The organism is Paraburkholderia sp. MM5477-R1, from assembly GCF_050436385.1.
GTDB lineage: Bacteria > Pseudomonadota > Gammaproteobacteria > Burkholderiales > Burkholderiaceae > Paraburkholderia > Paraburkholderia tuberum.
Window position 1 is genome coordinate 690,798 of record NZ_JBNDMC010000006.1, and the last position, 15,337, is coordinate 706,134.

Here is a 15,337-nt window from a genome sequence, read left to right on the forward strand (position 1 = left end):
CTACAGCGACGCTCGTGACCGGCGAAACGACGTTCGACGCGAAGGGCGACCTTCAGCACGGCGTGATCTCGCTGTACGACTACAAGGACGGCAAAAAGACGCTGCCGGACGTCGTCAAGATGTAACAGCGAGCGGTACGCCGCGAAAGCACAAAGGGCCGATCAAGCATTGCTTCATCGGCCCTTTGTTTTGACGGTAGCGAGATCGTTCGACTCAGGTCATTGTGGTTACGGCACGAGCCACAACGCCACCGCGTAAATCACCAGCGACACCGCGAACGTCACCGCCGTATAGCCCATGACGCGCTGAATCCGGATACCCGCGATCGCGACGATCGGCACGGCCCAGAACGGCTGCAGCATGTTCGATACATTCTCGGCCATCGCGACGCCCATTGCGGTGCGCGGCACCGACGCATGCAGGCTGAGCGCCGCGGGCAGCACGAACGGACCCTGCACCGCCCAGTGGCCACCGGCGCTCGGCACCAGCAGCGTGATGATCAGCGAGCTCAGATAGCTCCACAGCGGCAGCGTGACCGGTGACGCGATCGTCACGAACGCTTTCGCGATCATCGACGCGAGACCCGTGCCCTTCATGATGCCCATGATCCCGCCGTACATCGGATATTGCAGCAGCATCGAGCCGGTCTGACGCGCGGCGCGGCGAATCGAATTCGCGTACGCGATCGGCGTGCGTTGCAGCGCGAGACCGATCATCAGGAAGATCAGGATCGTGTTGTTGATGTCGAGATCGAATCCTTCCTTGTGCCACGTCAGCGCCAGATAGCCGATGCCGAGCGCGAGCATCAGCAGTGTGCCGAGCATCGACTGTTCGAGGCGCGCCGCGAGCGATGTCTCGCTGCTCGCGCGGGCATGCGGGTCGTCGCTCGGCGCGTCGGCGGCTGCTTCGCCGCTCTGACGAAACGCGACGACGTTCTCCGCCTTCGGATGCATCTTGATGAAGATCGCGGTCATCACGACGACGACCAGCACGGTCGGAATGAACACGAACGGCGCGAAGATGGTTTCGCTGAGCGGCACTACGTGGCCGGTCGCTTTCTCGACGAGATTCAGCGCATTGCCGTGGGATGCCTGTGATAGCGCGATCGAACTTGACAGCCCGCTGTTGCAGATCGACCAGGCCGAATAGCTGCCCGCGACGAGCCATGCGAAGTCGACGTCGACGCGCCGCGCGATTTCCCGCGACAGCAACGCGCCGACGATGAGCCCGAGCCCCCAATTGAGCCACGCGGCAACCGCGACGACCGGAAACACGAGCAGCGCGGCACGCGTCGGCGAGTTCGCATGCGAGGCGAGCGCGCGCAGACCGCGTTGCACGATCGGCGCTTCCGCGATCGCGTAGCCGGTCGCGAGGATCAGGATCATCTGCAGCGCGAAGCCCAGAATGCCGAACGTGCCGGTGTACCAGGAATCGAGCAGCGTCGGCAATGTGCCGTTCGGTGCGATCAGCATCGCCAGCACGGCGACGAAGAACGTCAGGCAGATCGACAGTACGAACGGGTCGGGCATGACCTGCTCGAAAACATAAACCAGCCCTTCGACGATGCCGCGCGAAGCGGCCGGTCGGCCGGCGGCGTGAGGGGGAGTGTCTCGCTTCATGTGTGTGACTCTGTGTAGTGCCCGGCCCTGTGCTGGGCGGAGGGGCGGGTACGGCGCGCCGGCGCGGGGTGCTGGCGCGTATTGGCGGCAAACTTGCCTTACCTGATCTTGATCACAGCGGACAGATTGGCGCGAATCCAGGAGGGTGGGCCCAGGCTTGGGCGCGCCTGGCCTCGAACCCGGTGTTGCGCTCGAAAAGACCTCTGTTTCCGTTTCAATGTTCTTACGGTGAACACGGTTTCGTTAAACGAACGCTGCATTATTCGCGGTGGGAGCGGGCAATGTCAAGAAAGGTGAAATCGGCCGAGCGGTCGCGGCATCGTTTAATACTTTCCTCGACCTAATTACGCAGAAAAAATATATTGGACGTCTTACTGGCGTTCTTGCACTATTCGTTCCCAGCGCAAAGTCCGCGCTGCGATCCCCACGCCCGCGCGGGCGCTCATCAAAACCGATAACAGCAATACCTGAGGATACAGATGCCTAACTATCGCTCACGCACTTCGACTCATGGCCGCAACATGGCCGGGGCCCGCGCGCTGTGGCGCGCCACCGGCATGAAGGACGACGATTTCGGCAAGCCGATCATCGCGGTCGTGAATTCGTTCACGCAGTTCGTGCCGGGCCACGTGCATCTGCGCGACCTGGGCGCGCTGGTCGCGAAGCAGATCGAAGCGGCCGGCGGCGTGGCGAAGGAATTCAACACGATCGCCGTCGACGACGGCATCGCGATGGGCCACGGCGGCATGCTGTATTCGCTGCCGTCGCGTGAACTGATCGCGGACTCGGTCGAGTACATGGTCAACGCGCACTGCGCGGACGCGATGGTCTGCATCTCGAACTGCGACAAGATCACCCCGGGCATGCTGATGGCCGCGATGCGCCTGAACATTCCGGTCGTGTTCGTGTCGGGCGGTCCGATGGAAGCGGGCAAGATCAAGTCGCCGACCGACGGCCAGGTGATCGCGAAGATCGACCTGATCGACGCGATGATCAAGGCCGCCGATCCGAAGATCAGCGACGCCGAAGTCGCCGAAGTCGAGCGCAGCGCGTGCCCGACCTGCGGTTCGTGCTCGGGCATGTTCACCGCGAACTCGATGAACTGCCTGACCGAGGCGATCGGCCTCGCGTTGCCGGGCAACGGCACCATCGTCGCGACGCACGCATGGCGCAAGGGCCTGTTCGAGCAGGCGGGCAGCCTGGTCGTCGATCTGTGCCGCCGCTACTATCAGGAAGAGGACGCCTCGGTCCTGCCCCGCAGCATCGCCACCAAGCAGGCGTTCGAAAACGCGATGACGCTCGACGTCGCGATGGGCGGCTCGACCAACACCGTGCTGCACCTGCTGGCCGCCGCGCAGGAAGCGGGCGTCGATTTCACGATGTCGGACATCGACCGTATCTCGCGCAAGGTGCCGTGCCTGTGCAAGGCCGCGCCCATGACCGACAAGTACCACATCGAGGACGTGCATCGCGCGGGCGGCATCATCGGCATTCTCGGTGAACTCGCGCGCGCGGAGCTGCTCGATCTGTCGTGCGGCAACGTGCATAGCGGCACCCTCGGCAACGCGATCGCGAAGTGGGACATCGCCGGCGACGCGGGCGAGGAAGCGCAGAAATTCTTCCGCGCGGCGCCGGGCGGCATTGCGACCACGGTCGCCTTCAGCCAGGAAGCGACCTACGCGACGCTCGACACGGACCGCAAGAGCGGCTGTATCCGCAGCAAGGACAACGCGTACTCGAAGGATGGCGGCCTCGCGGTGCTGTACGGCAATCTCGCGGAGAAGGGCTGTATCGTGAAGACCGCGGGTGTCGACGAATCGCAGTGGCTGTTCTCGGGTCGCGCGCGCGTGTTCGAAAGCCAGGACGACGCGGTCGACGCGATTCTCGGTGACAAGGTCGTGCCGGGCGACGTCGTGGTGATCCGCTATGAAGGTCCGAAGGGCGGTCCGGGCATGCAGGAAATGCTGTACCCGACTTCGTATCTGAAGTCGAAGGGCCTCGGCAAGAGCTGTGCGCTGTTTACCGATGGCCGTTTCTCGGGCGGCTCGTCGGGCCTCGTGATCGGCCATGCGTCGCCGGAAGCGGCGGAAGGCGGCACGATCGGTCTGGTCGAAGACGGCGACGTGATCGAGATCGACATTCCGCAGCGCAAGATGCATCTCGCGGTGTCGAACGAAGAGCTCGCACGCCGTCGCGCGGCGATGGAAGCGCGCGGCGACGACGCATGGCAGCCAACCAATCGCGAGCGTGTCGTGTCGCAGGCATTGCAGGCGTATGCGGCGCTCGCGACCTCGGCCGATCGCGGCGCGGTGCGCGATATTTCGCAATTGAAGCGCAAGTAAAGCGCCAATAAAGCGCGGACTGGCGCGGATCAGCGCGGCGGCCCTGTTCGCGGTGACGCGACTGGGCCCCAATAGAGACCGGTATGCGGGCGACTGCATGCCGGTTTTTTTTGCAGTGCCAGTGCGAATGGACGATCGCTTAGGCGTCTCCTGCGCAGCCCTGCGCGGAGCCTTTTCCTAAGCCGAAAAACTGGAAACGATGTCATCGGCACGCTACGACGACCCCGCCAGCATCACGCAGTTTCTGCCGTTGGCTTTCGCGGCATAGAGCGCTGTATCGGCTCTCGCCATCGCCGAGGCAACGGTATCGCCGTCACCGAAAGGCTCCTGGCGCAACACCAGGTCGCGCCAGTTACATCCGCTGCCTCCGCACGAAGCGCATCTCGTACCGGAAGAATTTTTCGCGCCAGATCAAATTTCAACGATTTTCGCCCGACGATTTCCTTTCGAATCGCTGGACAGACTCATCTGGCGTCGACGTAACGGGGCGGTCGCCAGACATAGCCGGATTTCGGCCTCATGCAACCTTCGCGTTACGGCCTGCTTGCGTCTATGCTTGACTCACTTGTTTGGCTGCCAACAACGCCTACGAGGTCTTCTGCAGTCTTCAATAATCGCCCGCTCACCAAGGGCAAACCCAACAGGAGAAAACCAGATGTCACGATCCATCACGCGGCGCGCTTTCATGGTGTTCGGTGGTTTGGCCTTGGCGGGTACGCTGACCTTGGCGCAAGCGGCGCCCGTCTCGTTTGAGGTGCCTTTGACGGGCGCCCAACAGGTTCCGCCGGTGCAGACGCCTGGCAGCGGCACCGCCAAGCTCACGTACGACCCCAGCACGCGGGTCGTCACCTGGAACATCAGCTTCAGCGGATTGACGAGTCCGACCACGATGGCGCATTTCCACGGACCCGCCCCGGCCGGTAAAAACGCTGGCATAAAAGTCTGGTTGTCGCAGAAGGGCAACATGGAGGTGACGAGCCCGATCACCGGTCAGGCCACGCTATCTCCGGACGACGCCAAGATGTTCGAAGCCGGTGACATGTACATCAACGTTCACACGAAGAACAATCCGAATGGCGAAATTCGCGGCCAGGTGAAGCCGCCGAAGGGCAGCTGAAGCAGGCACGGTAGCCGCGCCCGGAGAGCGGGTTTGCGGCAGGCTCACAGATAAGCCGCGAGCAGCATCACCACGGCAACGCCGACGCCGAATGGCAGCAGCGCCAGCAGCGCTGGCGCCTGCCGCGGCGCGTCCACGGACGAGGGCAGCAATTTGTAGCCGGTCAGCATCGGGCGCAGCAGATTGTGTCCCTTCACTACCGCGTAGAGGGCGATCACGAGCACGTGCAGTACCACCGCGGCGAGCAGCACGTACCAGACAAGGCCGTGCAACGCCGAGATTGCGTTGGCGAGCCACACGGGCACCAGTTCGCTAAACGGCCCTTCGTCGGCGATGTCGTTGTTGACGTAGAGCCCGCTCAGCGTCTCGGTCAGCAGCAAGACGAGCAAAAATAGAACCATCCAGCCGCCGGCCGCATTGTGGCCTACCTGCACATCGGGCTCGCGATGAAACAGGCGGCGCAAATGACGAAGCGCAGCCGCGGGTGATGCCACGAAACTGCGAAAGCGGGCGGTCTCACTGCCAAAGCAGCCCCACAGCAGCCGGAAAATAACAAGGGCGAGCAGCGTCTCGCCGACGCGCACGTGCCAGTCGATCCAGTTCAGCTTCAACGTGACATACGCGGCCGTGACCAGCACGACCACCAGCCAGTGAAACAACCGCACCGGCGCGTCCCAGACAAGGACAGGGCGGGTTACGGGCTGGGTCGGCCGCGTGTCGGGTTCGTGAGCATCCATGTGTCGTACCTGCGTGCGCGATCGCGCTCGGACGAAAATCCCCGTGGCTCCTCGGCCACGCGGAAAATCGACGGAGCCGTGCTGGCAAACGAATTCAGTGTTTCGAGCGGGACCGGAAACTTCCCCACACTCTAGCCGGCGGGAGCTTAAATCCGATTGCCACTCGAAGAGCAACTGGCGGTGGCGAGCGCGGTCGTTGGCGTCAGTTCAAGCCGATTGCCGCCCAGCGACTTGGCTCGATACAACGCCTGGTCGGCGGCTGAGAGCAGGTCGGTGAGGGAAGCCGTTTCGCGACTTGACTCGGCGAGTCCAATGCTGACGGTGGCGTGAATCCGGTCGCCGTCGGCGCCATGGGACATTGCGGCGAACCGGCTGAGAACGTTCTCGCCTAGCTTTTTTGCGCGGTCGCTGTCGTAGCCCGGCAGCAGGGCGGCAAATTCTTCGCCGCCGATGCGTGCAAGAATCGCGTCCGTACCCGTCACGGCTCGAACCGTTTCCGCGAATGACCTCAAAACCTCGTCGCCGGTCTTATGCCCAAAGTGGTCGTTGATTCTCTTGAAGTGATCGAGGTCGAACGCAAGAAGTGTGACGGGTAGTCGATTTATGCCGTGGTCGCTGATAACCCGCTCCCCCTCTTCGAAAAACAACTTTCGATTCCCGAGGCGAGTCAGGTAATCCGTGCGGGACTCCTGCAAAAGCTCACCATGAATTTCTTCCCGGGTCAGCCGGAGCAAGGTCATCGGCAAAATGACCGAGTAGAGAACCCCTTCGTACATCGTGATTTCGCTGGAGACAGCCAGCACGCGCGGCCCGAAGATCGGCACCAGCCATGGCAGCACGAAAGCCCGGGCGACGTAAAACAGCGCGTGGATGCCCGTTACCGCCACGGCGACGCGCCGGGATTGAACCGCCGGCATGCCGTCGCCTCGCAGCAGTTCGAGCGACGTCATGGCGGAAGCCAGCGCGATCGGGATGGCGCTGACGTACATCCAGACGGCAGCCTGCCAACGCACGCCAGCCACGGCCCACGTGAGCCCCATCAGCAGAAGCAACCCGATCGAGCTCGCGAGATATCGCCGGCCGTTGAACATTGCCACACCGTCCAGGACGAGCAGATAGCCGGTGAGAATCACGAGATTACTCACTGCGGGGCCAACTGCACCGAGCAGTTGAACCCGAAATGCAGCCGCCGCGCAACCGATTCCAAGGGTCGCATAGCCGGCCGCCAGCATTCGCAATTCCTTGCCGCGCTTGGGATGGGACAGGTGTTCCCAATACATCATGGCGGAACTGGCAAACAAGGTTCCGATCACAAGAAGGTAAAGCGTGGCTAGATCGACTTTCATCGCTGACTTCAGAGCGCGTCCCCGCTGCAACGGGGAAAAAGGTTAGAGACTACATACGTGATAACGGCAAATGCCGCGCATCCTTGCGAAATGATATCGGAATGGGTCGTGGGGAGATTCGCAACCGGTCTCGTGACTCAGCCGTCCTATCAGCCGATCGGCATCGCGCGGGCCAATACCGGCACGATCGGGAACGATGTGTACTGGGACACCGACACCACGACCGCCACAGCCGGCGTCGTGTACGGCACGCCGATTCCCGCGGTGAACGGGCTGACCACCGCGCAGATGAGCACACCGGCATCATTCGTCGGTGATGACTTCAGTCCGACGGGGGTGTGGGCGATGCCTGCCGGCGCGACGCATCCGGTGCTGCGCTGGCAGTTGGCGCAATGACGCGTGACTAATCAAGCGGAAGTTGGAAAAAAATTCTAGCTTCCGCTGATTAGTTACCCCCTGACAAATGAACCCAAAGGCGGTCAAATTATCGTGGCCGGCGCACGGGCTGGCCAGTTGAGTCAGGCCCGCCCGCTCAACCCTCGCATCCGCCGGGCGAAATGGGCGCGCTCCGCATCGTCCATCAGCATGAGGAACTGATCCGCTTCCATATGAATCAGTTCTTCGTGATCGCCCGCCTCGAAGTAGACGTCGGGCTGGCCTGCCAGGCTGGATTCCAGGTAGGTTTTCATGCCATACGCCATACAAATTGGCGGCAGCGCACCCACATCGCAGTCCTTGAATAATTCGCGCAGTTCGACTTCCGTGGCCAGGGCGAGCCGGCGCCCTGTCTTGCTCCAGAGTTCGGAGAGCTGCACGGCGTAAGTTGACGGCAGCACGGCGGCCACGTAGCCGTGTTCGTCTTCGAGGAGCACGGTCTTGGCGAGGCGGTCGCCCGGAATGTGCGCCGCAGCAGCCGTTTCGATACTCGAGTGGCTGTATGGGTGACGCACGACTTCGTAGCGGGAACCCTTGCTGCGCAGGCAGTCCTGCAAGGTTGGCGACATCGACATGGCACACCTCCTGTCGAATACCTGAAAAGGAATGAACAATTGCGATCTTTTCAGAATAGTTCACGCATCGGCAATACGCACGCCAGCTGAACGATTCCATCGAGCGATCGCGTCCACCGGTTGAATCCGCCGTTCCTCAGCTGACGTTGGTCGGCCGGCCCGGCGAACGACACCTGGTCCGTGCGAGGCATGGCGCCGCCGCGGACCGAAAAAATTCGCAAGCTGTTGATCGTTAAGGAGCTGCGTTCTACCGTTCTCGCAGGTGCAGCCGATTTACAGGTAGCCTGCATTCGTCAACTTGACAACGCCCATCGTGAACCTCGAACGCAGCCATACCTTCTCCTTTAGCCCCGACGGCGAACATTTCCTGCTCGACGGCCTGCCGTTCCAGATTCGCAGCGGCGAGATGCATCCAGCCCGCATCCCGCGCGAGTACTGGCGACACCGGATCCGCATGGCAAGGGCGATGGGGATGAACTGCATCGCGTTGTACATCATGTGGAATTACCACGAGACGCATAGAGGCGTGTTCGACTTCCGCAGCGGGAATCGCGATATCGAGGCCTTCATCCGCCTGTGCCAAGCCGAGCAGATGTGGGTGCTGTTGCGCCCCGGACCTTACGTGTGCGCGGAGTGGGATCTGGGCGGCCTCCCTTCCTGGCTGTTGCGCGATCCGGACATCCAGTTGCGGACCGACTCGGCCACCGATCCTCGCTACATGGCGGCGGTGGCTCGCTATATCGACGAACTGGTTCCGCATATCAAGCCATTGATGAGCGAGCACGGCGGACCGATCCTGATGATCCAGATCGAGAACGAATTCGGTTCGTATGCGAGCAATCCGGCTTACCTCGAAGAGCTCAGGCAGCTTTGGCTAGCAGGAGGCATAACCGGGCCGTTCTACACCGAAGACGGTCTGCCGCAACTCGAACGCAATCGCACCACGGTAACGGGCGGCGCGATCGCGCTGAGCAACGGCGACGCAGCGCAGATCGCAACCGTGCGCCGCGAATTCCCCTCGGTGCCCGCGATGGCTGGCGAGGTGTACCCAGGGTGGCTCACGCATTGGGGCGAAGCGGGGTTCGCGGGCGTGGACTACGACCTCTCCAGTACCTTGGCCACGTTCATGCAGGCGCGGCTGTCGTTCAACCTGTATGTCATTCACGGCGGCACGAGCTTTGGCTTTTTTGCCGGCGCGAACGTGGACGCTTCAGGCAACTATCAGCCCGACATCACGAGCTACGACTACTGCGCGCCGATCAGCGAGCAAGGCATGGCGACGCCGAAGTACATCAAGTACCGAGACCTGATCGCCAGCTATCTGCCCGAACCCTTGCCAGCCATACCCGAGGTCATCGCCACGCTTGACTGCGCAGGCGCTGAGGCCTTGATGCCAACGCTCTACGCCTCGATCTGGGACAACCTGCCCGCGGCACTGCCACGCGAGCATGGCGTCGAGCCGCAGTCGTTTGAACGCTACGGTCAGGCGTTTGGCTTCGTGCTGTATCGCAAGTCTTTGCCGGAGCACGCGCGCGGTGTGCTGGATATCAGCGCCGTTCACGACTACGCAACGGTTTTCCTTGGTGAACGGTACGCGGGCGGCGTATCGAGAGCGCAACTGCCGCAGAAGTACGCGCAGTCGCTCCACATGATGCATCGCGCGCCGCTTGCCCTGCCTTCGGCGCGGCACAACCACGGGTCGAACCCGCACGGCCAGGTCGCGCTGGAGATACTCGTCGAGGCCATGGGGCGCGTCAACTTCGGACCCGCGATCGTTGACCGTAAAGGTCTGCTCGAGCCGGTCACGATGAAACACGTCGACGGCTCGCTCGCGTTGCTCGAGGAATGGGACATCTACCTGCTGCCGATGGATGAAACGTTTATCGCCAACCTCAACGAAGACTGCACGAACCCACGGAAACCCGGTCTCTTTTATAAGGCGAACGTGCTGCTGACTGAAGTCGGCGACACCTGGCTCGACATGAGCAACTGGACTAAGGGTATCGTCTGGGTCAATGGCCACAATCTCGGACGCTACTGGAACATCGGCCCGCAAAAGCGCCTGTATTGTCCCGCGCCGTGGCTCGTGCAAGGTAACAACGAGGTGCTGGTCTTCGACCTCCATCAGATCGAGGCAAAGCTGATTCAACTGGCCGACAGGTTGTACTAGGGCCTACGCCTCGTCCCCCTTCACCGCTTCGCGGCGGCAACCGGCAGCAGTTCGAGCGTGAGCACTTCGAACGGCGCCAGTTGCACTGCTTGCGACAGATCAGCGTCCAGTTGAGCAGGAATACCGGAATCCCCCGCACGCCCAAGGCTGCGCGATTCGAATCGTGCCGCCGCGTGATCCGGCAGTTCCAGTTGGCGCCGCAGCTCGAGTGTGAAGCGTTGCGTGCGACTGTGAGGATTGCGCAGCGTCACGATCGCCTTGTGCGGCGCCCACGCCGCCCAACCATAGGCCGCCTGTTCGTCCGGCGCTCCGCCGATCCAATGACTGTCGCGAAGAATGTCGCCGTTTTCGCGCGCCCATTGGGCGGCGCGCGCAAGCACATCCCAGTCGTGCTCGCCCAGCAGCGCCGGCGTAATGTAGAGCTCCTGCAATTGCGTGCCGGTCCCGAAGAACGACCACACTTCGTTGGAGAATGCGTCGCCCGCCGACGCATTGAGGCGTGGATTGCACTGCGCGTAGGGGATGCCGTGCAGCATCAGCGAATTGAGTGGAAAGAGCGGACTGCGCTCCACGACGTTGTGATACGTCTGCATGTCGCGGTATGTGATCCAGCGCTCGCGGTTGGTGCCGCTGCCCGCCAGGCCATCGTCGCTGCCGCCGCGCCAGATGGAGTCGACGTGGCGCAGCCAGAACGGCGACGGATGCGTACCTGTGGTGAGATTAATGAAAATTTCGGGCTTGGCCGCGCGGATGTCCTCGATCAGTTGAATCGCTGCGTCCCAATCGCTGTCGAACAGGCTGCCGGGGAACACCCTGTCGGCATTGCCTGTGCCGTCGAACTTGAAATGGTTGACGCCGCCCTTGTCGAGCAAGTCCATCACGACTTCATGAAAGCGCCGGTAATACGTCGGCCCCGATAATGCGAGACCGTTGTCGATGACCTCATAACCAGCGGCACGTCCTCGCGTCACGCGTTCCTGTTTCGGCATACCGTAGCCGCCCCACGGGGAAAGCCATATGCCGGGAGCGGCACCGAATCGCGCGGCAGCGTCGCGCAGCGGAACGAAGCCATGTGGAAATGCCTTGCTGAATTGCCAGCCGCCGCCAAGGTCGTCCCAGCCATCGTCGAACAGAAGCGAATCGATCTGCACCCCGCGCGCTGTGCGCAACTCGTGGCCGATTGTTGCGATGCGCTCGAGGGCTTGCTCCTGCGTGTACGGCGTGAGGTAGCCGATGTCGCCCCAACTGTTGTAGTGCAGAAACGGGCGATACGGGCGAGCCCGTTCCCGCTCCAGATAGATGCCGAAGTCGCGCCGAACCTGGCCGTCGCTGGCTACACCTGCCACAGCGGAGTAGACCAGCGTCCTGTTTTTCTCCAGCGGCAACGCGCGATGCAGCATGAAGCTGAGGCTGTCGCCCTTCACCTGACTTGTCGCCAGCGGGTGCTCGAAGCCCAGATAGAAGTTGCCCGCAATGACCGGCGTGCCCTTGCGCTCACTACTGGCCCTGGCGCCTGGAGCGCGCGTCTTCAGCAACGACACGGCAGCAATTGCTTCGTCCTGAAGAAGCGCGGTAATCGCCAGCTGGACGCGCAGATATCGTGACCCTTCGCGCTGCTCCACGCTCCATTGCACCTTTAGGCGTCCATGTGTATCTACCAGGGAGACGCTCGCGCGTCGCCCTGCGATTCGTTCGCCCAAGCGGGACGCGTGTGGGTTGGGTTCGAGCGCAGCGTCGCTCACGGGCGCAACGACCCTCAGCTCGGCCAGGCCGATGGTGGTTCCGTCAGCGAGCGTGAGCGTGAACGGCGCGACGATGCGCAACGTGCGTTTGCGCTCGCAGTCGATCAGTGAGAAACCGGCGAGACGTTTGTCCTCGTTCGTCCAGCGCAATGCAATCGCGTCGTTGCCGAACGAGGAGATATGGCCCGTCGTCTGGAGCACGGGCATGCCAGTTTGCGTGGACAAAGCATGGTTGGCGCGCATGGAGAACCCTGTCTCGGGCCAGAGGAAGAGATTTTCGCCGCTCCGCGAATGGCGTCAGATAACGAACTGCGCCGTGGTGGAGGGCGCGAACAGTTCGTCGATAGTCATTATCCGCTCGGAAAGCCCCTGCGTATGGTGGTAGCGCAAGAACGCGTTGAGCACCGCTTCGTTGCCGGGCACACCGTAGCGCTCGCCCGAGGCGGCTCCGGAGCGGCGACTCTCAAATCCGCCAGCGCGTACTTACGACCCACAACGGCCCCTCACTGAACCGCTTAGCAGACGTTCCAAATTTGCGTCTGCATCAGAAAGACGCCGTGGACGGCTCGTGGACGGCTACCCGCGCGACACGATCCTCGGTTCAGTTCGCATGGACGGGCCTGTAGACCCAATCGCGAATACGGTGAAAGGTGCGAACAACAAGATTCAATCTCAACGGCATACCTTGGGGAGGTTTGGGCAATCCCACTTTTTTTATCGCTTCCATGCAATCATTATCGTACCTTGAATCACCACTTGAGGTCTTCACGGTAATTGATAACACGTTACCTTCGGCGTCGATCTCCACGGGAAAAACAGCGTCAGTGGCTTTGTCGCCGTCGGTCACCAAGGCATTCGTGACGGGCAATATCCGCTTCCGAACCGCGAGCGCGTACTCCGACATGGCCGCTGCGGAAGGTTGCGAGGCGCCATGCTGCGGTACCGATCCATCAGGTTCAATCGGGCGGCAAGGACCGCTTAGCAGCATCGCGGTAATCGCAAGCAGGACTGATTCTTTTCTCACGGCTATCTGTTCTCTTTCCAGTCAATACTTGATGGCGGCGTCTCGCCAGATGCAACGTTGCATCTGGCCCGCTTTGTGGTGTTTCGGAAGAGATATTACCCCGAGCACTGGCCCTATATTCGTTGAGACAGCACGATCGTCAACGACCTACCTGTGCGTGTCGAACGTCTCAAACTGCCCGGCCACAGCCCTATGCGATTTGCATGCCTCGACAATAGCGGACAAATGGGCACCGACAAAGCGCTCTCTCAGTTCAACAATTAGGTCGCCCACTTTGCTAAAGCAGATTTTTCGACCAATATCGCGAATCGCGATCTTGCTCCACCTCGTTCAGCGTCGACACAAAAGAGAAACCGCATGAACTCGCAAATATGTGCAGTGCTTGTGTATGTGCCAGACGTGCCGGCCGCATTGGACTGGTACCAGTCAGCTTTTCGAGGCGCTGAGAGGCGCTTTCTTGCAGAGTTCAATCTGACATACCTCAAATTCAATGGCATCAGACTCGAAATTGTTCCCGCCGATGCAAAATTATCGGCGGGATCGGCGGGCACAGTCGTCTACTGGACCGTCGATGACTTCGATGAATCGCTAAAGCATTTTTTGAACATAGGTGCCACGCTTTATCGTGGGCCAGGCCAAGTGGAAGATGGAAAGCGGATGTGCATGCTGCGCGACCCTTGGGAAAATTGCGTTGGGCTCTACGGCTAACCTGAATATTGTCGACGATCTGCGTGGCCATTTCGACGGGCTGCTTGTGGCCGGTCCCTGTCCGATGCGCCACGACGCATCAAAAACGCGCTGAAACCCCGGCAGAACTACATCGCGCGATTGTCGGTGCCCAAAACTTAGGGAGCAACGCGGTGCCCCACGGCGTTTCTGCTTACCGTCAGGGTAATATCACTTCTTTGACCTTAGCGCGGCCAATATGTACCTCATGTCTTTCCGTTGGGATCTAGCGATTAACGATAAAGATTGGGTCGGGTTGCTGTTTTATGGGTCGATACAAACCTTTGGTCCGACTCAAGCCGGCAAAATCCGTCGAAGCGCTCTTAGACAAATCGTGAAGCACGTCGCAAATAAGCGGGAACTTGCCGGGGTGCTCGTAGACGAAGCGAATCGGATTATCAAGGACAAAGACGTCGAGTGCCTTGTCATCGAGCATGTCAATCATTTTATGACGTCCGCGCCCAGCTCGGGATTTAGTCTAGGCCGCGCACAGCTTGATTCTGCAATTGCTCGGCTTAACGCGATGGATTTGGAGACAGTGGACTTCGGGCATGTGATCGATGAAGTTGACGGCATGCTGAGAGGCGCGGGAACGATCACAATGGCCCCGCCTGAAGGCGCAATATACTATCGCGCGCGCCGTGATCTGCCGTGCCGGCCGGAATGCGTTGCGCAGCTATTCGCACCGCCAGCGCAAGTCATCACTAGATTTCAGCGGTGTAATTCCCCCGGCGTGCCGATGCTTTACTGTTGCGACAATGTCCAGGCCGCGCTTAGAGAGGTGGGCACAGAGGTGGGCGAGACTGTATATATTTCGATCTGGGCAGTTTGCCAGCCATTTGTCACTTTCTCCATGCCACCGGGACGGGCACCGACGCAAGATGTGCAGGCATTCAAGGTGCTCGCGTCGTACATCAACAGCAAATTCACAGAGCCTATCGACGAAGCGCAATCGTCTCGCTACAAAATTACCGCTGCATTCGCACGTCTTTACGCGCGTGGGCGCCTCGATCCCAACAATCCTCACCTAAAGCACCCTCTGGCAGGTGTCTATTATCGATCGGTAGCTGATCCGCGCGCTGAAAACTTAGCCATAGAGGCAAAACAAGCAGCTCTTTGCATGAGGTTTTACGCCGGGTTCGAATTAAAAATCACGGGCAAGTCAAATGACGGCAATTTCACCTTCGAGGTTTCTGCAGTCACTGAGCGATCCATCGACTACGGTGTTAACCTTCTTCAGCAGGTAATTGGGTGGAGGGAGGACGATGAGCGAGGAAAGCAGCTTTTGTCGGCGCTCCCGCTTCTTGTCCCTGTAGAGACCCACTTTGATTTTGAACGAAGAGTGTTCCCCGACCTGTTTGACGAGGATTGATGTCGGGTAGGACGCAGGTAGTCGTCGACCTAGGTAACTGGGGCGACTGCCATGCATGTCGCGAAGTCGTGGCCCACGCCGGCCTCGTCGCACCGGAGCGCGCGAGAACCGTCTGTGGGCTGAGCGAACGCC

General features: G+C 60.9%; 13 protein-coding genes and 1 pseudogene. 7 read left to right on the forward strand and 7 right to left on the reverse strand.

Annotated features, from left to right (window positions below):
• Positions 1-8: 8 nt before the first annotated feature.
• A pseudogene (locus tag OKW35_RS21580) lies at positions 9-125 on the forward strand (ABC transporter substrate-binding protein); the annotation flags it as partial.
• A 102-nt stretch (positions 126-227) separates the two neighbouring features.
• Here the strand turns inward: OKW35_RS21580 and OKW35_RS21585 are convergent.
• Positions 228-1,619, reverse strand: a complete 1,392-nt coding sequence (locus OKW35_RS21585) for a short-chain fatty acid transporter (RefSeq protein ID WP_090807457.1) — start codon at positions 1,617-1,619, stop codon at positions 228-230.
• A 479-nt stretch (positions 1,620-2,098) separates the two neighbouring features.
• Between OKW35_RS21585 and ilvD the strand changes: the two genes are divergently transcribed.
• Together ilvD and OKW35_RS21595 are read left to right on the forward strand one after the other, a co-directional pair.
• On the forward strand, positions 2,099-3,961 hold the full coding sequence (ilvD, locus tag OKW35_RS21590; RefSeq protein WP_429553093.1) for a dihydroxy-acid dehydratase: 1,863 nt from the start codon (positions 2,099-2,101) through the stop codon (positions 3,959-3,961).
• Between the two features lie 655 nt (positions 3,962-4,616).
• Positions 4,617-5,078 carry a CHRD domain-containing protein gene (locus OKW35_RS21595; RefSeq protein WP_429553094.1) on the forward strand — a complete coding sequence of 154 codons (462 nt, stop codon included), beginning with the start codon at positions 4,617-4,619 and terminating at the stop codon, positions 5,076-5,078.
• 44 nt (positions 5,079-5,122) lie between these two features.
• On the opposite strand, the gene OKW35_RS21600 is transcribed toward OKW35_RS21595, so the two are convergent.
• Positions 5,123-5,815: a cytochrome b/b6 domain-containing protein gene (locus OKW35_RS21600; RefSeq protein WP_184061661.1), complete on the reverse strand. Its 693-nt coding sequence runs from the start codon at positions 5,813-5,815 to the stop codon at positions 5,123-5,125.
• Positions 5,816-5,961: 146 nt separating this feature from the next.
• Positions 5,962-7,161: a diguanylate cyclase domain-containing protein gene (locus tag OKW35_RS21605; protein ID WP_429553095.1), complete on the reverse strand. Its 1,200-nt coding sequence runs from the start codon at positions 7,159-7,161 to the stop codon at positions 5,962-5,964.
• A gap of 108 nt (positions 7,162-7,269) precedes the next feature.
• Between OKW35_RS21605 and OKW35_RS21610 the strand changes: the two genes are divergently transcribed.
• On the forward strand, positions 7,270-7,557 hold the full coding sequence (locus OKW35_RS21610; RefSeq protein ID WP_429553096.1) for a hypothetical protein: 288 nt from the start codon (positions 7,270-7,272) through the stop codon (positions 7,555-7,557).
• A gap of 122 nt (positions 7,558-7,679) precedes the next feature.
• Here the strand turns inward: OKW35_RS21610 and OKW35_RS21615 are convergent, their stop codons facing one another.
• Positions 7,680-8,171, reverse strand: coding sequence for an aminoacyl-tRNA deacylase (locus OKW35_RS21615; protein ID WP_090807449.1), 492 nt, complete (start codon positions 8,169-8,171; stop codon positions 7,680-7,682).
• A gap of 298 nt (positions 8,172-8,469) precedes the next feature.
• On the opposite strand from OKW35_RS21615, the gene OKW35_RS21620 reads away from it, so the two are divergent.
• Entirely contained in the window at positions 8,470-10,341 is a 1,872-nt protein-coding gene (locus OKW35_RS21620) for a beta-galactosidase (RefSeq protein WP_429553097.1), read from the forward strand.
• Between the two features lie 20 nt (positions 10,342-10,361).
• Here the strand turns inward: OKW35_RS21620 and OKW35_RS21625 are convergent, their stop codons facing one another.
• From OKW35_RS21625 to OKW35_RS21635, 3 genes are all read right to left on the reverse strand, one after another.
• Complete coding sequence (locus tag OKW35_RS21625; protein WP_429553098.1) at positions 10,362-12,326, reverse strand: enterotoxin; 1,965 nt, start codon at positions 12,324-12,326, stop codon at positions 10,362-10,364.
• A gap of 54 nt (positions 12,327-12,380) precedes the next feature.
• Positions 12,381-12,506, reverse strand: a complete 126-nt coding sequence (locus OKW35_RS21630; protein WP_260321215.1) for a hypothetical protein — start codon at positions 12,504-12,506, stop codon at positions 12,381-12,383.
• 178 nt (positions 12,507-12,684) lie between these two features.
• Positions 12,685-13,107, reverse strand: coding sequence for a TonB family protein (locus tag OKW35_RS21635; RefSeq protein ID WP_187615799.1), 423 nt, complete (start codon positions 13,105-13,107; stop codon positions 12,685-12,687).
• Between the two features lie 357 nt (positions 13,108-13,464).
• Between OKW35_RS21635 and OKW35_RS21640 the strand changes: the two genes are divergently transcribed.
• Both OKW35_RS21640 and OKW35_RS21645 read left to right on the forward strand, forming a co-directional pair.
• Complete coding sequence (locus OKW35_RS21640) at positions 13,465-13,815, forward strand: VOC family protein (protein ID WP_429553099.1); 351 nt, start codon at positions 13,465-13,467, stop codon at positions 13,813-13,815.
• A gap of 217 nt (positions 13,816-14,032) precedes the next feature.
• Positions 14,033-15,205: an RES family NAD+ phosphorylase gene (locus OKW35_RS21645; protein WP_429553100.1), complete on the forward strand. Its 1,173-nt coding sequence runs from the start codon at positions 14,033-14,035 to the stop codon at positions 15,203-15,205.
• The last annotated feature ends 132 nt before the right edge of the window (positions 15,206-15,337 follow it).